This window comes from Pseudomonas sp. 01L34, from assembly GCF_056400265.1.
In genome coordinates, this window is record NZ_JBFTSX010000001.1 from 313,559 (window position 1) to 334,668 (window position 21,110).

Sequence of the window (21,110 nt, forward strand, 5' to 3'; positions counted from 1 at the left end):
TTATACCTTATTGATAGATTGGTTGCGCCATGCACTTATTAGTTCTTTATAATTCTCCTCTTTGCGCTCCTTTAACCAAGAGGCTGTTACGGTTGGATCTCTGCTGTCAGGATATTTTCCCTCTGGAAGGATGTTGAATTTACAGCGAGTTGGAAGTTTTGCCGCCTCTCCAACTATTATCGCCTCCCCCGTTCTTAATATTGGCAATGCATCGGCTATCCCTGCTAAACCTTCTGACATCGCTGACTTTACAATGGCTCTGTCTGTTGCATTGTTAATCCTTAATGCGATTATTGTGCCGCATTGAGAAAGTATGGTGTCATCAATTTCCGAAGGTCTTTGGCTAACTAGTAGTGCGCCGACGCCAAATTTTCTTCCTTCTTTTGCTATTCTTTGAACCATGGTTTTTGCGAGTCCGGTCTCCGATTTTGCTAGGTATCTATGCGCCTCTTCTAAAACAAGTAATAGTGGCCTGGCGCGCATTCCGGACTCTAGGTTTCGGCCCCATATTGAAGACTCAAAAATTATATCCAGAATTGAGCCGAGAAGTAGGCTTAGCCTAGATGATGGCATTCCGGATAAATCAAGGATAGTAATTGGCTTTTCGTGTCCAAGCCATTCTCCAATAAGAGAGTCTAGATCTTTATTTATTTTTCCATTTTTGTCTGGTGACCAGTCGCCTGGGTCGAGTAAGAATGAGTATTGTGAGTCGAGCAGGCGGGACTTCATTAAGTCTAGTTGCTTCTTCATTCCTCCAGCCCCACCTTTCTTGGGTAATGAGCTTCCTGCACCTGGAGGTTTAAATTTTGGAGCAGTGAGCTTTTCGTAGTCGCCTATTTCATTGTTTAAGTATGAGGGAGTGGTCATTTCGGCATCATTCCAAGTGACCGTGTCTTCATGTAGTAAGTCATACCATATTTTTTTAATTCTATAGGGGAGTGGGGTGTTTCCTGTGATTTTTGAAGGATCGAAATCTTGAAGGTTATTGATCTCTAAAAGTCTTTCACGTTCTTGAATGGTTTTGTCAAGATATAGAGTTTTTTGTGATTCGTTTAGTCCCCCGCACAAAAAATCTATTAGCATTTCAGGAGAAATGCACCAGTAAGGAACGTAAAGTTGGTTTTGGCTTTCGGGCAATACTGAGAATACTTTTGCAATGTCTCCTAGCGCAGCGTGATATTCTCCGTGTATATCAATAAGAAGTATTCTGGCAGATGGTAGTTGCACTTCGGACGATTTTGTTATGATGGATCTCAGAATGCTAGCTGTGCTTGTAGACTTTCCTGATCCAGTTGATCCCAATAGAGCTGCATGTCTAGTTATTAGCTTGTCTAGGTCAATGCTGACGTTGATGCTGTCGGAGCTAGAGAGCGTGCCTACTTGAAACTGTCCGGCGAGGTTGGTTCCAAATATTTTCTTTAGATCACTTTCAACGACAATATGCACGTCATTTCCAATGCTGGGATATTCACTTATGCCTCTTTCAAACTCACCGCCAACCATCTCTCCGATTAGTTCGATTTTTATCCAGCGTCTGTCCGCAAGTAAAAGCGCCTCGTCATCAAAGTGTGAGGATTCGCTAGAGCCAGATACAACGCCATAAAGCTGGTTGTATCCAATAGGTATTTTGACAAAGCTGCCGACTTGCCCTATTCGATAGTTCCGGCCTTCAAAGATAAGAAGTCCTGACTCTACGGAGCTAGCTAATTCCACAGCGATTGAAGAACTGGATACCGCGCTTATGGTTCCGAGCAAAGTTGGGCTATTATTTATCATCGTTGACCTCGCCATCTTCGATCAACGCGTCGTTTGAAAAGTCACCTCCGGCTGTTGCTAGGAATCGAGATAACTTTAAAAAGTCTCCCAATAAGAATTCGTTGTTTTCGAAGTATTCCGTTCGGATGTGCTCCCAATTTTTGCTAGGTACAATGCCAAGGCGCCATTTTGCTTCAACACCATTTATGATTGCTCCATCGCGACAAAAAGCACTGATGCCAGGACATTTCAAGGCAAGATCTCTTATGTGTATCTCTTCTTTAAGTGTCCCGAATTGGAATGCCATTAATGCGGCTGAGGGGTTGGCAAGTAAGCTTTCTAATAATTTTGAAGAGATATGGGCGTCCGCAAAAGAAAATCCAGCTGAAATTAATAATGTGTCTTGTTCGTGGATGAAGTTCTTCAGTCGATCAAATAGGGAGGAGAAAGGCGCCGCTTGTGTTTGGTCATACTTTATATGGGAAGGGTAAACCATATTTGCTCTGTTAGAGCGGGGTATGCGGATTACCTCATTTTTTTCATTTTTTTCCCATCCTATGGAACCATGCAGTTTCCATACTCTAGCCCATCTTGGCGGTAAGTCATTTTTTGATATGCTTGCTGGATCAAAAAAAGCGTTTCTTGAACCGCTAAAACCATCAAAATATGGTGTTTTTGCTCGCTCTAATGCTTGTTCGATTAGCAAGTCATAATTGGTTGTAAATATCTCTACTCCGTGTTTTCTAGTAACTCCATTTATCCATGATATTAATTCTGAGTACGGGTTCTGTCCTTCCGGTAACTCTTTGCTCACAGCATCTCTGATTAGTAAGCAAATGGTTTCTGAGAGTTTTGCGAAGTCGGCGGCGTTGTAGTTGTGTATCAGTGCTTCTCCGATAACTTCGCTTAAGGCTCTAATTTTGGAGAGCATTTTTTCTAGGTTGGAGTCTGGTGTTGTTTTTTCTAATGCTTCATATACTTTGAGGTCATCGGGATTAAGTTTGTTCTTGACGATATTGGTTAGGCCGGCAAGGTTGGGGATTAGTGACTCCCATTCTGGTTGTTTTTTTATGTTTATACTGACCGGCGCTCCGGCTCCAATTAGAATTCCTATTTTCTTTTTGCCGGTGCTAACTATCTGGCGAAAGCCAAAAATATATTGATCCGGGTTGTGAGTAGAGCTGCTCATTATTATTTTTGTCCTTGCTACAATTCGAGTTAAGTATCTTATTGCTGCTTGTTTTTGGACAGCAGGGAAGTTGAATCTAACTCGGCCTTCCTTGAACCTTACAACGGTTTTATGAGCGTAGTCGTTCGATGGAGAGTGCGCCAGTAATATGGCATCACGGGAGGAAAGATCAGAACGACCGCACAATCCGCCCCAACGTCTCCATCGCCTTCTCCGAATCCTCGGTCCACGGGCTACCATAATTCAACCGAATACAATTCCTGAACCGCTGGGTCGGTGAAAAAATCGGCCCCGGTGCAATGCTGATCCCCTGCGCCAATGCCATCTGAAACAACTTCAACGAATCCATCTGCGGTGGCAGTTCCAGCCACAGGAAGTAACCGCCGGCCGGTTGGCTGACGCGGGTCTGGGCCGGGAAGTAGCGGGCGATGGCGGCGAGCATGGCACTTTGCTGTTCTTCCAGGGCGTAACGCAGTTTGCGCAGGTGCCGGTCGTAGCCGCCGTGTTGCAGGTAATCGGCGATGGCGGCCTGGGCGGGCATTGAAGCGCACAGCGAGGTCATGAGTTTCAGCCGTTCGATTTTCTGCGCATAGCGCCCGGCGGCGACCCAGCCGATGCGGTAGCCGGGGGCCAGGCTCTTGGCGAACGAACCGCAATGCATCACCAGCCCTTCGGTGTCGAACGCCTTGGCCGGTTTCGGCGCCTGTTGGCCGTAATAGAGCTCGGCGTAGACGTCATCCTCGATCAGCGGCACCTGATGGCTGCGCAACAACTCCACCAGTTCCTGTTTCTTCGCCTCGGGCATGGTCGCGCCCATGGGGTTCTGGAAACTGGTCATGCACCAACAGGCCTTGATCGGGTGCCGTTCCAGGGTCTGGGCGAGTACGCCGAGGTCGATGCCGTCTCGCGGGTGGACGGGGATTTCCACGGCTTTGAGCTTCAGCCGTTCCAGCACTTGCAGGCTGGCGTAAAACGCCGGGGCTTCGATGGCTACCAGATCGCCAGGCTCGGTGACGGCTTGCAGGCACAGGTTCAGCGCTTCCAGCGCACCGTTGGTGATCAGCAGTTCTTCCATCGGCAGCATCAGCCCGCCGACCATGTAGCGCAGGGCGATTTGCCGACGCAGTTGCGGGTTGCCCGGCGACATGTCGGTGACCACCATGCGCGGGTCCATCTCCCGGGAAGCACTGGCCAGCGAGCGGGACAAACGCTGCAGCGGGAACAGCGTGGGGCTGGGGAAGGCCGAGCCGAAGGGCACGGTGGTGGGGTCCTTGATCGAGTCCAGCACTGAGAACACCAGTTCGCTGACGTCGACTTCGGTGGACTCGTTGACCTGGCTGCTGATCACCGGCTCCGAGAACGGGCTTGGTGCATGCGCATTGACGAAGTAGCCGGAACGCGGTCGCGCGCGGATCAGGCCGCGACGTTCGAGCAGGTAATAGGCCTGGAACACCGTGGACGGGCTGACGCCGTAGGTCTGGCTGGCGTAGCGCACCGATGGCACCCGATGGCCGGGGCCAAGAACGCCGGAGCGGATCAGTTCAGCGATGTCGTCGGCGAATTTTTCGTAGCGTTTCATCGAGTGCCCGGTTAGTGAATTGTGCATTTTGTGGCGAGGGGGCTTGTCGGAGCGCCGCATCGCCCCGTTCGGCTGCGCAGCAGTCGTAAAACCAGACTGCTCGATATATCTGAATAATGTAGGGGGCCGCTTCGCGACCCAACGGGGGCAAGCCCCCTCGCCACAGGACAAAGGATTGCATCTTAAAGGCTCAGCGGTTCATCGGTGCAACAAACCGGCTCTTGGCCACGCTATAGATGTCCGGCTCATCGCTGTCGACAATCTTGAAGCTGATTGTCTGCGAGCTGCTGCTCGGCCGTTCCGTGGTCATCGCCACCGACACCGGTACATCGACGATTTCACCGGGGGCCAGGCTCAGTTCGGTCTTGCCTTGCAACTGGAAGCCGTCGTCGTCGACCAGTGTCAGACGGTACTCCTGACGTTGCTGGGTCTTGTTGATGACCTTCAGGCTGTAGATGTTTTCGATCTGACCTTCACTGTTCTCGCGGAACAGGCCACGGTCCTTGCTCACGTCCAGCGACACCATCGGCCGCTCCACCAAGGCCAGGGCGAAGGCGCCGATCATCACCAGCAGCACCGCGGTGTAACCGATCAGGCGCGGGCGCAGCAGGTGGGTCTTGCCACCCTGCAATTGATGCTCCGAGGTGTAGCTGATCAGCCCTCGGGCGTAGCCCATTTTGTCCATGATCGAATCGCAGGCGTCGATGCACGCGGCGCAACCGATGCATTCCATCTGCAAGCCATCGCGGATGTCGATGCCGGTCGGGCAAACCTGGACGCACACCTGACAGTCGATGCAATCACCCAGGCCGACCTCGGCGGGTTTCACTTCACGTTTGCGCGGGCCACGGTTTTCGCCGCGAGCCACGTCGTAGGAAATGGTCAGGGTGTCCTTGTCGAACATCACGCTCTGGAACCGTGCGTATGGACACATGTGCATGCACACGGCTTCACGTAGCCAGCCGGCGTTGATGTAAGTGGCACCGGTGAAAAACAGCACCCAGAACAGGCTGACACCGCCGATTTGCAAAGTCAGCAGCTCTTCGGCCAGGGGCCGGATCGGTGTGAAGTAGCCGACAAAGGTCAGGCCGGTGAGAAGGCTGATCGCCAGCCACAAGGTGTGTTTGGCCGAGCGACGGAGCAGTTTGTTCAGGCCCCAGGGCGCGGCTTGCAGCTTGATCCGCTGGTTGCGCTCGCCTTCGGTGATCTTCTCGCACCACATGAAGATCCAGGTCCAGGAGCTCTGCGGGCAGGTGTAACCGCACCAGACCCGGCCTGCGAACACGGTGATCGCAAACAGACCGAAGGCGGCGATGATCAGCAGCGCCGACAGCAGGATGAAATCCTGGGGCCAGAAGGTCGCGCCGAAGATGTGGAATTTGCTTTCGGACAGGTCCCAGAGCACCGCCTGGCGGCCGCCCCAGTTCAGCCACACCGTGCCGAAGAACAGTAGAAACAGAAACCCCGCGCCGCTCATGCGCAGGGTGCGGAACAGGCCGGTGAAGCTGCGGGTGTGGATCAGGTTGTCACTGGACTTGGCCTTCATCTTTGGACGCGAAGGCTCATTGTTTTTTATAAACGAGGCAGGTTCAACGGTTCGGACGGGGATTCTATCGCTCATGGTCTTTCGCTCATCAGCCTCCATCAGGCCTGAGCACTATGACCAGCGATCTGTTTGCATAACAGACTCAGCTAGCGCAATAAAAAGCGGATCAGATGGGCTACCCACACCCGCCTGCGACAACTTGATGCACCCGCAAGGGCGGGCTGCAAGTACCTAGGTCAGGCGCTGGTGGGTTGTGTTGATGCCGGTCAGTCAAATCACCGAATCACTGTTCGTGGCCTTCAAATGCCGGCGACCGTCCACAGCACCTGCTACGGTCAATGCGTCGGCTTCTGCTTCGGTGATGTAGAAGCGCTGGCCGTCGAGTTCTACTGCCGACATGGATTTTTCCTCGTCAGTGATTATGGTGATATCAGGGCAAAGGCGAATTTCTTCGCCGTTTTCGGTGATGAAGAAGCAGGTCTGGTTGTCGATGCGCACGGTCATGGAGGAGGCCTTTTTGCGGATTCATTAAGTGTTAGGGCGCGTTTGCCGGTGATTGTTCTGTGCAACCGATAGATGGCGTGAGTCGTGCTTAAGTTGGTTGACCCGTGCCCGGGGGATTGATTCCTCGAAGGACCTGGCAAATCCCTCTGAACTTTGCCGGCGCCTGTGGCTCGGAACTTATGTGTGTTCATACCCTTGAGTTCATCTCGGGGCAGATCGCTTCGTGTGAGTGATGACCAGGCACAAGAGCGTCCTTGGGGCGTAAGGAGAGATGCTCGATGACCGCTGAAAAAACCACAGAGCTGAGCTACAACCCGCATATACCGCTGTCCCAGGCGTTGCTGCTGCCGCGTATCGTGATCGAAAACACCATGCCGACCCTCGATGGCGGGCAATTTGCCGTTAAAGCCGTGGTCGATCAGGACGTGGTGGTGACCAGCAAAGTGTTTGCCGACGGTCATGACAAACTGGCCGTGCGCATCCGTTGGCGTGCCGAAGGCGACGACACCTGGCAGAGCGAGGTGATGGCCGAGTTGGGCAATAACGGCTGGCAGGGCCAGTTCCGTGTCAAGAAGCAGGGCCGCTATGCGTTCTGTATCGAAGCCTGGATCGATCAGTACGCCAGTTTTTGTTATGAGCTGAAAAAGAAGCACGGGGCCTGCATGTCGGTCAGCCTGGAATTGCAGGAGGGGCGCCTGCACGTCAAGCAGGCAGCGGAACGCAGTGAAGGCCTCCTCAGCGAGCAGCTGGCGGCGTTGCACCATGAGTTGTCCGGTCTGCTCGAAACCGAGCAGGTTGCCTTGTTTCTGCACCAACGCAGCGCGGACTTGATGGCCCAGGCCGATCATCGTCCCTTCGTGAGCCTGAGTCCTGAATTTCCGGTGGACGTGGAGCGGGAGTTGGCGCAGTTCGCCAGTTGGTATGAATTGTTCCCACGCTCGATCACGGATGATCCGGCCCGTCATGGCACCTTTAATGACGTGCATACGCGGCTGGCGATGATTCAGGACATGGGCTTCGACGTGCTGTACTTCACGCCGATCCACCCGATCGGCCGCAGCTATCGAAAAGGCCCGAACAACTCGTTGACCGCCGGCCCCGACGACCCGGGCAGTCCTTACGCCATCGGCAGCGAAGAAGGCGGGCATGAGGCGATTCACTCGGAACTGGGCAGCCGCGAAGACTTTCGCCGGCTCGTCGCGGCGGCCGCCGAACATGGGCTGGAAGTGGCCCTCGACTTTGCGATTCAGTGTTCCCAGGATCACCCTTGGCTCAAAGAGCATCCGGGCTGGTTCAACTGGCGCCCGGACGGCACGATCAAATACGCCGAGAACCCGCCGAAGAAATATCAGGACATCGTCAACGTCGATTTCTATGCCGTGGATGCGATTCCCAGCCTGTGGGTTGAATTGCGGGACATCGTGGTGGGCTGGGTCGAAGAGGGCGTGAAGCTGTTTCGTGTCGATAACCCGCACACCAAACCGCTGCCGTTCTGGCAGTGGCTGATCGCCGATGTGCGGGCGCTGTACCCCGAGGTGATTTTTCTGGCGGAAGCCTTTACCACGCCGGCAATGATGGCGCGCCTGGGTAAGGTCGGTTACTCCCAGAGCTACACCTATTTCACCTGGCGCAACACCAAGACCGAACTGGCGACTTATTTCACCGAACTCAACGAGTCGCCATGGCGTGAATGCTACCGGCCGAATTTTTTCGTCAATACGCCGGACATCAACCCGGCATTCCTGCATGACTCCGGGCGCCCGGGTTTTCTGATTCGCGCGGCGCTTGCGACCATGGGTTCCGGGTTATGGGGCATGTATTCGGGCTTCGAGCTGTGTGAAGCGGCGCCGGTGCCGGGCAAGGAGGAGTACCTCAATTCCGAGAAGTACGAGATCCGCCCGCGGGACTTCAACGCGCCGGGCAACATCATTGCCGAAATCGCCCAGCTCAACCGCATCCGCCGGCAGAACCCGGCGCTGCACACGCATCTGGGCCTGAAGGTCTACAACGCCTGGAACGACAACATTCTGTATTTCGGCAAGCGCAGTGAGGATGGCAGCAATTTCATTCTGGTGGCCGTCAGCCTCGATCCGAATAACGCCCAGGAAGCGAATTTTGAATTGCCGCTGTGGGAAATGGGCCTGCCCGACGATGCCAGCACCCAAGGCGAAGACTTGATGAACGGTCACCGCTGGACCTGGCACGGCAAGTACCAGTTCATGCGGATCGAACCGTGGCATCTGCCGTTCGGGATTTGGCGGATCACCGCTTCTTGACTGTGGCGAGGGGGCTTGCCCCCGTTGGACCGCGAAGCGGTCCCCAAATCGCTCAGGCAACCTCTCCCTCCAGCCAGATTCAGAGGTTTACGACTGCTTCGCAGCCGAACGGGGGCAAGCCCCCTCGCCACAAAAGAGCCATCAGCATTAGTTGGCGTTTGGCTCATGACGAATTCTTCAACAGGAGTTACAAATGGCGAAGAAACCCAGGTCAGCCACCTTCATCAAAGACCCGCTCTGGTACAAGGATGCGGTGATCTACCAGGTTCACGTTAAGTCTTTTTTCGACTCCAACAATGACGGGATCGGCGACTTTCCCGGCCTTATCGCCAAGCTCGATTACATTGCCGATCTGGGCGTCAACACCATCTGGCTGTTGCCGTTCTACCCCTCGCCACGACGCGACGATGGCTACGACATCGCCGAGTACCGTGGCGTGCACCCCGACTACGGCACCCTGGCCGATGCCAAGCGTTTCATTGCCGAGGCCCACGAACGCGGCCTGCGGGTGATCACTGAACTGGTCATCAACCACACCTCGGACCAGCACCCGTGGTTCCAGCGCGCGCGCAAGGCCAAGCCCGGCTCGGCGGCCCGCGACTTCTATGTCTGGTCCGATAACGACCAGAAATACGACGGCACTCGTATCATCTTTCTCGACACCGAAAAGTCCAACTGGACCTGGGACCCGGTGGCCGGTCAGTACTTCTGGCACCGCTTCTATTCCCACCAGCCGGACCTGAATTTCGACAACCCGCAAGTGATGAAAGCGGTGCTGTCGGTGATGCGCTACTGGCTCGACATGGGCATCGACGGCCTGCGGCTGGACGCGATCCCGTACCTGATCGAGCGCGACGGCACCAACAACGAAAACCTCCCCGAGACCCACGACGTCCTCAAGCAGATCCGCGCCGAGATCGACGCCAATTACCCCGATCGCATGCTGCTGGCCGAGGCCAATCAGTGGCCGGAAGACACTCAGCTGTATTTTGGTAACACCGACGCCAAAGGCCAGAACGGCGACGAATGCCACATGGCGTTTCACTTCCCGCTGATGCCGCGCATGTACATGGCGCTGGCCCAGGAAGATCGTTTCCCGATTACCGACATTCTGCGCCAGACTCCGGAAATCCCTGCCAACTGCCAGTGGGCGATTTTCCTGCGCAACCACGATGAATTGACCCTGGAAATGGTCACCGACAAGGAGCGCGATTACCTGTGGAATTACTACGCGGCCGACCGTCGGGCGCGGATCAACCTGGGGATTCGCCGGCGTCTGGCGCCGTTGATGGAACGCGATCGTCGTCGCGTGGAGCTGCTCAACAGTCTGTTGCTGTCGATGCCCGGCACGCCGACCCTGTATTACGGCGATGAAATCGGCATGGGTGACAACATCTACCTCGGCGACCGCGACGGTGTGCGCACGCCGATGCAGTGGTCGATCGACCGTAACGGCGGCTTCTCCCGCGCCGACCCGGCCAGTCTGGTGTTGCCGCCGATCATGGACCCGCAGTATGGCTATCTGTCGGTCAACGTCGAAACCCAGGCCGGCGACCCTCATTCATTGTTGAACTGGACCCGGCGCATGCTCGCGATACGCAAGCAGTCCAAGGCCTTCGGTCGCGGCACGCTGAAGATGCTGTCGCCGAGCAATCGCCGGATCCTGGCTTACACCCGTGAATTCAACGGCGCGGACGGCAAGCACGAGATCATTCTGTGCGTGGCCAACGTGTCCCGCAGCGCGCAAGCGGCGGAGCTGGATCTGTCGGCGTATGTCGGCATGGTCCCGGTGGAGATGCTCGGCGGCAATGCGTTCCCGCCGATCGGCCAGTTGAATTTCCTGCTGACGCTGGCGCCTTACGGCTTCTATTGGTTCGGCCTGGCAGCGGAGAACCAGATGCCGAGCTGGCACGTGGAGCCGGCGCAAAGCCTGCCGGACTTCACCACGCTGGTCCTGAAGCAGCGCATGGAAGAGCTGCTCGAAGCGCCGTCTCGGCAGTCACTGGAGCAGGGCATTTTGCCGAGCTGGTTGCAGAATCGCCGCTGGTTCGCCGGCAAGGACGGCACCATCGACAGCGTCAACCTCGCTTACGGCGTGCGCTTCGGCGACCCGCAGCATCCGGTGCTGTTGAGTGAAATCGACGTCACCAGCGCTGGCCAGACCAGCCGCTATCAATTGCCATTCGGCTTTATTTCCGAGGAACAGGTCGGCGCCGCGTTGCCGCAGCAATTGGCGCTGGCCAGGGTCCGTCGCGGTCGTCAGGTCGGCCTAATCACCGACGCCTTCAGCCTCGACAGCTTTGTTCATGCAGTGTTGCAGGGCATGCAGGCCAGTACGGTGTTGCCCTCGGACGGTGGCGAGATCCGTTTCGAGCCTACTGATGAATTGGCCAAACTGGGGCTGAGTGCCGAGTCGCAGGTGCGTTACCTGTCTGCCGAGCAATCCAACAGTTCGGTGGTGATCGGCGCCAGCCTGGTGCTGAAGCTAATCCGCAAGGTCGCGTCAGGGGTGCACCCGGAACTGGAAATGAGCGCGTACCTGACCCATGCCGGTTTCAAAAATATTTCGCCGCTGTTGGGAGCGGTGATTCGTCGCGATGCGGCGGGCGAGGACACGCTGTTGATGATCGCCCAAGGTTACTTGAGCAATCAGGGCGACGCGTGGGAATGGACCCAGAACAACCTCGAACGGGCGCTTCGTGACGAGCTCGCCGATGCCGTGTCCGAGCAGGAGCAGCACTACAACGCCCTCGGCGAGCTGAAGGATTTTGCCGGCATGCTCGGCCAGCGCCTGGGGGAGATGCATCAGGTACTGGCGACCCCGAGCGCCAACCCGGACTTTGCCCCACACATCATGAGTCAGAAAGATGCCCTGGCCTCGGCCAAGGACGTGGCGGCGCAGTTGGAGCATGCACTGAAGCTGCTCAAGCAACATCAAACCGAACTGAGCGCGGCGGACCAGACATTGGTCAGCCGCTTGCTGGACAACAAGAAAGCCATCCTCGGACATATCCAGGAGCTGGGCAAAAAGGCCGCTGGCGGCTTGCGTATCCGCGTCCATGGTGACTTGCACCTGGGGCAAGTGCTGGTGATCAAGGGTGATGCTTATCTGATCGATTTTGAGGGTGAACCCGCGCGGCCGCTGTGTGAGCGCCGCGGTAAACACAGCCCCTATAAAGACGTCAGCGGCGTGTTGCGCTCCTTCGATTACGCCGCGGCGATGGCGATAAATGTACACAACGTCGACAACACGGCGGATGCCCAGGCGGCGCGTCAACGGGTCGCCGATCGCTATTTGAAAGAGGCGCGACAATCATTTGTCGACGCTTATCGGCTGGCGGCAGCTAGTCTTGCTCATGCATGGCAAGATCCTGAAGGCGAGGATGCTGCGCTGGCGTTGTTCGGTCTGGAGAAGGCGGCTTACGAAGTGGCCTATGAGGCTGAAAACCGCCCCACTTGGCTACCGGTGCCGTTGCACGGTTTATATGGATTATTGAGTGGGCTTAAACCCTTTTCCGATCTTGGTGGAGAGTAGTCATGAGTTTCTCGAACAAGGAACAGGGGCACGTTAAAGAGGCGCTGCTGCCCAGGGCGCGGGACATCGACGCATTGGTACGCGCCGAACATCAGGATCCCTTTGCAATTCTCGGCCCGCACGGCGATGGCGCTGGCGGGCAATTCATTCGGGCGTATCTGCCGGATGCCTTGAGTGTGCAAGTGGTGGACAAGGCCTCCGGAGAAGAACTCGGCAGCCTTGAGGCGACCCAGACGGCGGGGTTGTTCGTCGGGCACTTCGAGCGGGCACAGCCTTATCTGCTGCGAACCCGTTGGGCCGGCGGTGAGCAACTCGCCGAAGACCCTTACAGCTTTGGCCCGTTACTCGGCGAGATGGACTTGTACCTGTTCGCCGAGGGCAATCACCGGGATCTGAGCAGTTGCCTCGGCGCGCAGTTGAAGACGGTCGATGGCGTGGAGGGTGTGCGCTTCGCCGTGTGGGCGCCGAACGCCAGAAGGGTCTCGGTGGTCGGCGATTTTAACGTCTGGGACGGTCGTCGGCATCCGATGCGCCTGCGCCATCCCACTGGGGTCTGGGAGTTGTTCATCCCGCGCCTGCAAGCGGGGGAGGCCTACAAATACGAAATCCTCGGCGCCCACGGCATTCTGCCGCTCAAGGCCGACCCGGTGGCCCTGGCCACAGCGCTGCCGCCAGACACCGCATCGAAAGTCGCTTCGCCGCTGCAAGTCGACTGGCAGGACCAGGACTGGATGCAGTCGCGGGGCGAGCGTCAGCGAACCAGTGCACCGCTGTCGATCTATGAGTTGCATGCCGGTTCCTGGCAATGCGAGCTGGATGACCTGGGCGAAGTCGCCCGTCAGTACACCTGGCCCGAGTTGGCCGAGCGGCTGATTCCGTACGTCAAAGAGCTGGGTTTCACCCACATCGAACTGATGCCGATCATGGAACATCCATTCGGTGGCTCCTGGGGTTATCAATTGTTGTCGCAGTTTGCCCCGAGCGCCCGTTACGGCTCGCCGGATGAGTTCGCCGCTTTCGTCAACGCGTGTCACCAGGCCGAAATCGGCGTGATCCTTGATTGGGTGCCGGCGCATTTCCCGACCGATGTCCATGGCCTGGCGCAGTTCGACGGCACCGCGCTGTACGAATACGGCAACCCGATGGAGGGCTTTCACCAGGACTGGGACACGCTGATCTACAACCTGGGTCGCACCGAGGTGCACGGCTACATGCTGGCGTCGGCGCTGCACTGGCTCAAGCATTTCCATGTCGATGGACTGCGGGTCGACGCAGTGGCGTCGATGCTGTATCGCGATTACTCGCGCAAGGCCGGCGAGTGGGTGCCCAACCGTCACGGCGGTCGGGAAAACCTGGAAGCCATCGATTTCCTGCGTCATCTCAACGACGTAGTGGCTCTGGAAGCACCGGGTGCACTGGTGATTGCCGAAGAGTCCACGGCGTGGCCGGGTGTCAGCCAGAGCACGCAACAGGGCGGGTTGGGTTTTGCCTATAAGTGGAACATGGGCTGGATGCACGATTCGCTGCATTACATTCAGCAGGATCCTGTGTACCGCGCCCATCATCACAATGAACTGAGTTTCGGCCTGGTGTATGCCTGGTCCGAGCGTTTCATCCTGCCGATTTCCCACGACGAAGTGGTACACGGCAAGCATTCGCTGATCGACAAAATGCCCGGCGACCGTTGGCAGAAGTTTGCCAACCTGCGGGCTTACCTGAGTTTCATGTGGACCCATCCCGGCAAGAAACTGTTGTTCATGGGCTGCGAGTTCGGCCAGTGGCGCGAATGGAATCACGATCAGCAGCTGGACTGGTACTTGCTGCAATATCCGGAACACCAGGGTGTGCGCAAGCTGGTCGGCGACTTGAATCGGTTGTATCGCGAAGAGCCTGCCCTGCACGATCAGGACGATGTACCGCAGGGCTTCCAGTGGTTGATCGGCGACGACGCGATCAACAGCGTCTACGCCTGGCTGCGCTGGAGCAAGGAGGGCAGGCCGGTGTTGGTGGTGGCCAACTTCACCCCGGTGCCGCGTCAGTCTTACCGCGTCGGCGTGCCGTTTGCCGGGCGCTGGGTCGAGTTGATCAACAGCGACGCCGACACCTATGCCGGGTCCAATTACGGTAACGGTGGCGGGGTGTTCACCGAGGAAGAACCGAGCCATGGGCAGGCACTTTCCCTGGTGTTGAATTTGCCGCCGTTGGCGGTGTTGATTCTGCGACCGGAGGGTTGATCGAAAAGATCGCCGGCTTCGCCGGCTCCTACAGGATCGGGTCGCCCCAGGTGGGCGGGACAACGTTGAACCGTAGGAGCTGCCGAAGGCTGCGATCTTTTGATTTTTTTACCAACGCATCCGCACCCCAAGGCTGCCAATCAACCCGTTCAAATCATTTTCAACCACATTGCTGCTGTAGTCGGCGCTGACATACAGGCTGACCGAAGGCGTCACTCTGGCCACCAACCCCAGACCCACGTCTACTGTCGATGAATTGCGACTGCTGCTGATTTTGTCGACCTGATCCAGGCTCACTGTGTTGCCCGTGTACACCGTGTGCCACAAATTGGTCCGCACATAGGGTTCGACCGGCAGGCCGTTGATATCGTAATTGCCTTTCAAGCGTGCACCGACCCGACCGCTCCAGGAGGTCAGGTCGCTGGACGAGGCGTTGCCTGACCCGGCATATGGCGTATCCAGCGTGATGCGTTGATTGATCAACTGCGCCTGGGGTTCAACCACCCAGTTGTCGCCCAGGCCAATCGGGAAACCACCTTCCACCGACACTGTCATCGCGCTGCCTTCGGTGGTTTGTCGCACACCCTGGTCGTTGCGGCTAAAACCGCTGACCCGGCCGCCGCTGGCCGTCAAGTCGACGTGCCAGCCTTGCGCCCCGGTCAGGCTCCAGTAGGCACCAAGGCTTTGGCCTTGAAGGTTGAGCGTGTCATGGCTGGGGTCGGCGAGGGCGCGGCTGGTCAGCAGGCCGTTGTCGTTGCCCTGGAATTGAGCGGTGCCGCCGATCAGTCCGACCCGCTGGATACTACCGCTGTTGCTTTGCACGGTCAGGAGTGCCGGGCCTTTGAATTCGCTGGCTCCGGGGATCGTGCCCTGGGTCAGATAATCGGTTTGTGCCTGCCGCGACGTCGGGCCATAGGCGTGATCCCAGGCCAAGGGCGCGGCGTCTTCGATCGTCAGGCGTGAGCTGGGTAAGTCTGAGTTGACGCGTAAACGGTCAGGATATGTGGCGACGCCGAAGGGCAAGGTAATTGTCGGTAGTTGCTGGCTGTACCAGGGCGTTGTTTCGTCCTCGGAAGACGACGCTCGCACCTCCATGGATGAGCACAGCAGGAGTGAACCGGAGACGACGCAAAAAGTGAATTTTATCTCTTGTGGGGTGAATGAAGTTCTCATGGAGGTCTACCTTGCAATCGCATGCGTATCTCGCTGTGGCGTCTCTCCTACCCCGAATGAGGGGCGACCGAATGGATTGAGGCAAGGTCCGACCCGCCCGTTTTACGGGTGTCTGGAGGCTTGCCCCTGATGGATTTCCGGGGGTAGTAAGGACTAGCTAAGAAGACCGATGACGCTGCGTCAAGAAAATGGCCGATAAGTGGTACGGCTATTTCAGACTCTGTAAGTGACTGATTATTGGCGCCGATCTAAGTTGTTGTTTGTACGAAAAATCATCCTGAAAGGTGCAATCCAGACGTATTGGGTAGTGGGCTATCGGTTGCGTGACGGGTGAACAGTGCAAAATCCATGAGCAAGTCCGTGACGTGATTACTGTCATTTTTTCTGCTTCAGGCTGCAGTTCTTGGCGCCTGTCGCTTGACGGTGTTACAGGCGTACCTCCACTGCCAGCGGCAAATGGTCCGACAGGTGCGTCCAGGGTTTGTAGCCGAGTATGCGCGGCTCATGACTGCTGGCATTGCGCAGGTAGATGCGGTCCAGGCGCAGCAGGGGAAACCGTGCCGGGTACGTTTTCGCCGGGCGGCCGTGGTGGCGTTCGAACGCTTCATGCAGGTAGTCGCGTCGGGCGAGGGTGGCATTGCCTTGCAGCTGCCAGTCGTTGAAGTCGCCGGCAATGATTACCGGGGCGTCCTCTGGCAACGATTCGAGTAACAGGCAGAGCAACTGCAGCTGGAGTTGTCGATGGCTCTCCAACAGGCTCAGGTGCACGCAAATGGCATGCACTTCGGCATGGCCCGGCACATCCAGCACACAGTGCAGCAAGCCGCGCCGCTCGGGGCCGGTGATCGAGACATCGAGGTTGCGAAATTCGCGGATCGGGTATTTCGACAGCAGGGCATTGCCGTGATGGCCGTCGGGGTAGACCGCGTTGCGACCGTAAGCGAAATCGCTCCACATGCTGTCGGCCAGGAATTCGTACTGCGAGGTCGGTGGCCAGTCGTTATAACGGGAAGAATGCCGGTCATGCTCACCGACCACTTCCTGCAGAAACACCAGGTCCGCCGACGTACTGCGTACCGCTTCGCGCAGTTCCGGGAGGATGAAACGTCGGTTGAGGGCGGTGAAACCCTTGTGAGTATTGACCGTCAGTACTCTGAGTCGGCGAATCGCCGGGGGCGTGTTCGATGGCACTGATTCGACGGCTTGGCGTTCGGCATCGTGGGTCACGTTCACTCCTCTGAATCAGGGCTGCTGTATGTATGCGACTGATGCGTGGGCGAGCAGTTCAGTTCGAGCTACGCCAATCCATGTGGGAGCGGGCTACTGTGGCGAGGGGGCTTGCCCCCGTTGGGTCGCGAAGCGGCCCCAAAAGCTTTGCGACTGCTTCGCAGCCGAACGGGGCGATGCGGCGTTCCGACAAGCCCCCTCGCCACAAAAAACATTCTTCGAGTCATTCAGACAAACACAATTTCATACGGCAACCGCATGCGTTCCAGAATCACTCGTGGCAGCAGCGGGGCGATGCCGATCGCCGGTTCGCCGTCGAGCTGGCTGGCGTAGGCATAGGTGGCGTGGCTTTTGCGCGCGACAGTCCAGGTGTCGAGGCGTAGCTTGCGCGCGCGATGCCAGGGGATCAGCCCGTGCTCGCGCATCGGCCAGTGCCAGGCCCAGACCGGTATTTCGTTGAGCGTCGCCCCTACCAGGGCGGCAGCCCTGGCGCTGGCCCGGCCGACAGCGTCGTGGTCGACGATGCCATCTTCGCGCCAGGTGGTGAACACCACATCGCCGGGGCGCAGGTAGCGGACGATGAATTGGGTCAATTCAGACTCTCGCTCGGCCAGAGCGTTGTCGGTGAAGCCGCCGCGAATCCACTTCAGGCTGTGCATCGGCAAGCCGAGTCGACGCAAGGCTTCGACACTTTCCTGGGGGCGGAACACGCTCAGGCGCTTTTCCGACCACTGACGCGACCCCGGATGGCTGGCGCTGCCGTCGGTGATCGAGATCAGTTGCAGAGGATGACCAAGGGAGCACAACAGTTGCAGCAGGCCGCCGCAAGTCACCACTTCATCGCCGGGATGCGGGGCGATCACCACCGCGCGAGCTCCAGCAGGGACCAGTGTTTCGGTGTTGATGACGGGGATGTTGTCCAGTTGTGGGGCGCTGTTCCAGATCTGCGCAGGCAAGCTGTTTTCGCTGATGGAAACCGGTCTCATAGGCGCTACGTCCTTGTTCTGTCTGGCCCTCAGTCGTGCGCAATACTTGCGGGAGCAAGCCTGGCAGACCCGTGAAGGCGGGTAGATAGCAATGTGCGGCGCTCCGAACCCTGGATTGCCGCGTTCAGAGTATTGCTCATGAAACGCTATTCGTCGCCTCAGCCTTTGGTCTGATGCGGTTTTTTTAACCCTGGCTGTGTCGGGGTTCGCAAAAAGTCACCGAAACCGTCCTTTGGTAGCAGCTGCCGAGCCTGCGAGGCTGCGTTCGGCTGCGAAGCAGTCGTGAAGTCAAACGATGCGATCTTGCAGATATACCGTGCACTCAGGTTTTACGGCGGCTGCGCAGCCGAACGCAGCCTCGCAGGCTCGGCAGCTGCTACAGATATTATGGTGATCACTCTCACTCTTCTTCCTCATGCTGCAGTTCAAACAACAGCAGCGAACGGCCAGTAACCGAATATTGGCGACCAAATTCAAAGCGTTCCTGGCCCCGAATCGACGGTTGATTGGTATCGATCATGCAAGTCCAGAAACCACCGTCAGGCACTTCCGGCAGCAGGAAGTTGACGATGTCATGGTGCGCGTTGACCACCAGCAGCAGGGTTGCGTCGGCACCCTTGCGGCGAATGCCGGTTTCCTGGGCGCGGCCATCGAGCAGTATGCCCATGCAGCGACCGTGGCCTTCTTCCCATTGCTCATTGGACATTTCGCTGCCGTCCGGGGCCAGCCAGGTCACGTCCTTGACGCCGATGTCCTCGTTGTAATTACCCACCAGGAAGCGCCCGCGCCGAAGGATCGGATAGGCCAGGCGCAACTTGATCAGGCGTTTGACGAACTTGAGCAGCGCCTTGCCGTCTTCGCTCATGTCCCAATTGACCCAACCGATCTCGCTGTCCTGGCAATAAGCATTGTTGTTGCCTTTCTGGGTGCGGGCGAACTCGTCGCCGGCCACCAGCATCGGCGTACCCTGGGACAGCAGCAGCGTGGCGAAGAAGTTGCGCATCTGCCGCAGGCGCAGGGCATTGATCTCGGGATCGTCGGTGGGGCCTTCGACGCCGTGGTTCCACGACAGGTTGTTGTTGCTGCCGTCCTGATTGTTCTCGTCGTTGGCCTCGTTGTGCTTGTCGTTGTACGACACCAGATCGTTGAGGGTGAAGCCGTCATGGGCGGTGACGAAGTTCAGCGAAGCATACGGTCGACGGCCGCGCTGGTTGAACATCTCACCGGAGGCGGTCATGCGGCCGGCGAAGTCGGCGAGCTGGCCGTCGTCACCTTTCCAGAACGCGCGCACGGTGTCGCGGAATTTGTCGTTCCATTCGACCCAGCCCGGCGGGAAGTTCCCGACCTGATAACCGCCGGGGCCACAGTCCCAGGATTCGGAAATCAACTTCACCTGACGCAGCACCGGGTCCTGGCGACAGGCGACGAGGAAGCTGTGCCGTTCGTCGAAGCCGTCATGGTAGCGGCCGAGGATGGTTGCCAGGTCGAAACGGAAACCGTCCACGTGCATTTCCGTGGCCCAGTAACGCAGCGAGTCAGTGACCATTTGCAGCACGCACGGGTGGCTCAGGTCCAGGGTGTTGCCGGTGCCGGAATCGTTGATGTAGTAGCGTTTGTCGTCGGGCCTCAAGCGGTAGTAAGAGGCGTTGTCGATGCCGCGCATGGACAGGGTCGGGCCTTGTTCGTTGCCCTCGGCGGTGTGGTTGTAGACCACGTCGAGGATCACTTCCAGATTGGCCTCGTGCAGATGCGCGACCATCTCCTTGAACTCGGCGATCTTGCCGCTGGCCAGGTAGCGCGGGTCCGGGGCAAAGAACGCAATGCTGTTGTAACCCCAATAATTGGTCATGCCTTTGTGCAGCAGATGCTGGTCGTTGACGAAGGCATGGATCGGCAGCAACTCCACAGTCGATACGCCGAGCTTGCGGATGTGTTCCAGCACATCATCGACCATCAACCCGGCGAAGGTGCCGCGCAGGTTCTCGGGAACGGCGGGGTGAAGCATGCTGAAACCGCGTACGTGAGTCTCATAAATGATCGTCTTGTCCCATGGCACGCTGACCCGATGGTCATGGCCCCAGGTGTGGGCCGGGTCGATCACTTTGCACTTGGGCACGAAGGGCGCGCTGTCGCGCTCATCGAAACTGAGGTCGGCGTCGGGGTGGCCGATGGTGAAGCCGAACAACGCTTCGGACCATTTCAATTGGCCGACCAACTGTTTGGCATAGGGGTCGATCAGCAGTTTGTTCGGGTTGAAGCGATGACCGTTGGCCGGGTCGTACGGCCCGTACACGCGATAGCCGTAGATCAGCCCCGGATGGGCGTCGGGCAAGTAGCCGTGGTAGGTCTCATCGGTGTATTCCGGCAGTTCGATACGCTCCAGTTCCACCTCGCCGGCATCGTCGAAGATGCACAGTTCGACCTTGGTCGCGTGAGCCGAAAACAGCGCGAAATTGACCCCCAGGCCATCCCAGGTCGCGCCTGGCGGGAAGGGCAAGCCTTCACGGATTCGCGAGGCCTCGTGAGGTTCGGGCGCGGTTTTCTTTGGACTGGTCATAGCTGCTCCTGCAACGGTATTTTTCGAGGGCGCTCTGTGGCGAGGGGGCTTGTCGGAACGCCGCATCGCCCCGTTGGGTCGCAAAGCGACCCTTAAACCAGTCACCGCAATTCTTTAATCAGCAACGTGGCGTCTGGTTTACGACTGCTTCGCAGCCGAACGGGGGCAAGCCCCCTCGCCACAAATCAGGACAAGACAGTGAAGCGTCAGACCTCGGGTGGTTTACGCGCGGTGCGCGGCTTTTTCACTGTGGTTTTTTCGCCCGGCGGGATCACTGCCGAAGCGGCAGCGGGTTTGGCTTTGGGCTTGGCGCGAGGTTTGGTTTCGAGGCCCTTGGTATTGACCAGCTTGCCGTCGGGCTTGCCGGCCGCGGGCTTGCTTGCGGTTTTGCTGCTGCTCGCTTTGGCTGGTTTGCCGGGCGCCAGGGCTTCGGCCTCGGCGAGTTTGCAGGCCATCTCCCAATGGCGGGCTTCCTGGCCCTCGGGTTTTCCTTCGGACTCCCAGATTTGATAGGCAAATTCGCGGATGCGTTTTTCGTCGGTACTCATC

General features: G+C 57.7%; 13 protein-coding genes. 3 read left to right on the forward strand and 10 right to left on the reverse strand.

All coding sequences use genetic code 11. From position 1 onward, the window contains the following. The 5 genes from AC1DQM_RS01435 to AC1DQM_RS01455 form a co-directional block, all read right to left on the reverse strand. A complete protein-coding gene (locus AC1DQM_RS01435) occupies positions 1-1,776 on the reverse strand; it encodes an ATP-binding protein (RefSeq protein WP_477745722.1) in 1,776 nt (591 codons plus the stop codon). After that, positions 1,766-2,944: an SIR2 family protein gene (locus AC1DQM_RS01440; protein ID WP_477745723.1), complete on the reverse strand. Its 1,179-nt coding sequence runs from the start codon at positions 2,942-2,944 to the stop codon at positions 1,766-1,768. The genes AC1DQM_RS01435 and AC1DQM_RS01440 overlap by 11 nt, the downstream gene beginning before the upstream one ends. A gap of 169 nt (positions 2,945-3,113) precedes the next feature. Then, positions 3,114-4,523: a GntR family transcriptional regulator MpaR gene (gene mapR / locus AC1DQM_RS01445; protein ID WP_018926134.1), complete on the reverse strand. Its 1,410-nt coding sequence runs from the start codon at positions 4,521-4,523 to the stop codon at positions 3,114-3,116. 190 nt (positions 4,524-4,713) lie between these two features. Continuing rightward, positions 4,714-6,144, reverse strand: a complete 1,431-nt coding sequence (gene ccoG, locus AC1DQM_RS01450; protein ID WP_192350676.1) for a cytochrome c oxidase accessory protein CcoG — start codon at positions 6,142-6,144, stop codon at positions 4,714-4,716. A 195-nt stretch (positions 6,145-6,339) separates the two neighbouring features. Then, positions 6,340-6,573 (reverse strand): DUF3203 family protein, encoded by a 234-nt coding sequence (locus AC1DQM_RS01455; RefSeq protein ID WP_018926132.1) that lies wholly within the window; start codon positions 6,571-6,573, stop codon positions 6,340-6,342. A 278-nt stretch (positions 6,574-6,851) separates the two neighbouring features. Between AC1DQM_RS01455 and AC1DQM_RS01460 the strand changes: the two genes are divergently transcribed. From AC1DQM_RS01460 to glgB, 3 genes are all read left to right on the forward strand, one after another. After that, positions 6,852-8,849, forward strand: coding sequence for an alpha-1,4-glucan--maltose-1-phosphate maltosyltransferase (locus AC1DQM_RS01460; protein WP_477745724.1), 1,998 nt, complete (start codon positions 6,852-6,854; stop codon positions 8,847-8,849). A gap of 193 nt (positions 8,850-9,042) precedes the next feature. Next, positions 9,043-12,384: a maltose alpha-D-glucosyltransferase gene (treS, locus tag AC1DQM_RS01465; protein ID WP_477745725.1), complete on the forward strand. Its 3,342-nt coding sequence runs from the start codon at positions 9,043-9,045 to the stop codon at positions 12,382-12,384. A gap of 2 nt (positions 12,385-12,386) precedes the next feature. Next, entirely contained in the window at positions 12,387-14,618 is a 2,232-nt protein-coding gene (gene glgB, locus AC1DQM_RS01470; RefSeq protein ID WP_477745726.1) for a 1,4-alpha-glucan branching protein GlgB, read from the forward strand. 108 nt (positions 14,619-14,726) lie between these two features. Here the strand turns inward: glgB and AC1DQM_RS01475 are convergent, their stop codons facing one another. From AC1DQM_RS01475 to AC1DQM_RS01495, 5 genes are all read right to left on the reverse strand, one after another. Further along, positions 14,727-15,791: an autotransporter domain-containing protein gene (locus tag AC1DQM_RS01475; RefSeq protein WP_111453570.1), complete on the reverse strand. Its 1,065-nt coding sequence runs from the start codon at positions 15,789-15,791 to the stop codon at positions 14,727-14,729. 426 nt (positions 15,792-16,217) lie between these two features. Continuing rightward, positions 16,218-17,018, reverse strand: coding sequence for an endonuclease/exonuclease/phosphatase family protein (locus tag AC1DQM_RS01480; RefSeq protein ID WP_018926127.1), 801 nt, complete (start codon positions 17,016-17,018; stop codon positions 16,218-16,220). A 227-nt stretch (positions 17,019-17,245) separates the two neighbouring features. Beyond that, positions 17,246-18,004 (reverse strand): PIG-L deacetylase family protein, encoded by a 759-nt coding sequence (locus AC1DQM_RS01485; RefSeq protein WP_018926126.1) that lies wholly within the window; start codon positions 18,002-18,004, stop codon positions 17,246-17,248. Positions 18,005-18,404: 400 nt separating this feature from the next. Next, the gene (gene glgX / locus AC1DQM_RS01490) at positions 18,405-20,561 is read right to left on the reverse strand and encodes a glycogen debranching protein GlgX (RefSeq protein ID WP_477745727.1); all 2,157 of its coding nucleotides are present in this window, start codon (positions 20,559-20,561) and stop codon (positions 18,405-18,407) included. A gap of 206 nt (positions 20,562-20,767) precedes the next feature. Continuing rightward, on the reverse strand, positions 20,768-21,109 hold the full coding sequence (locus AC1DQM_RS01495; protein WP_477745728.1) for a DUF2934 domain-containing protein: 342 nt from the start codon (positions 21,107-21,109) through the stop codon (positions 20,768-20,770). Between the last annotated feature and the right edge of the window lies 1 nt (position 21,110).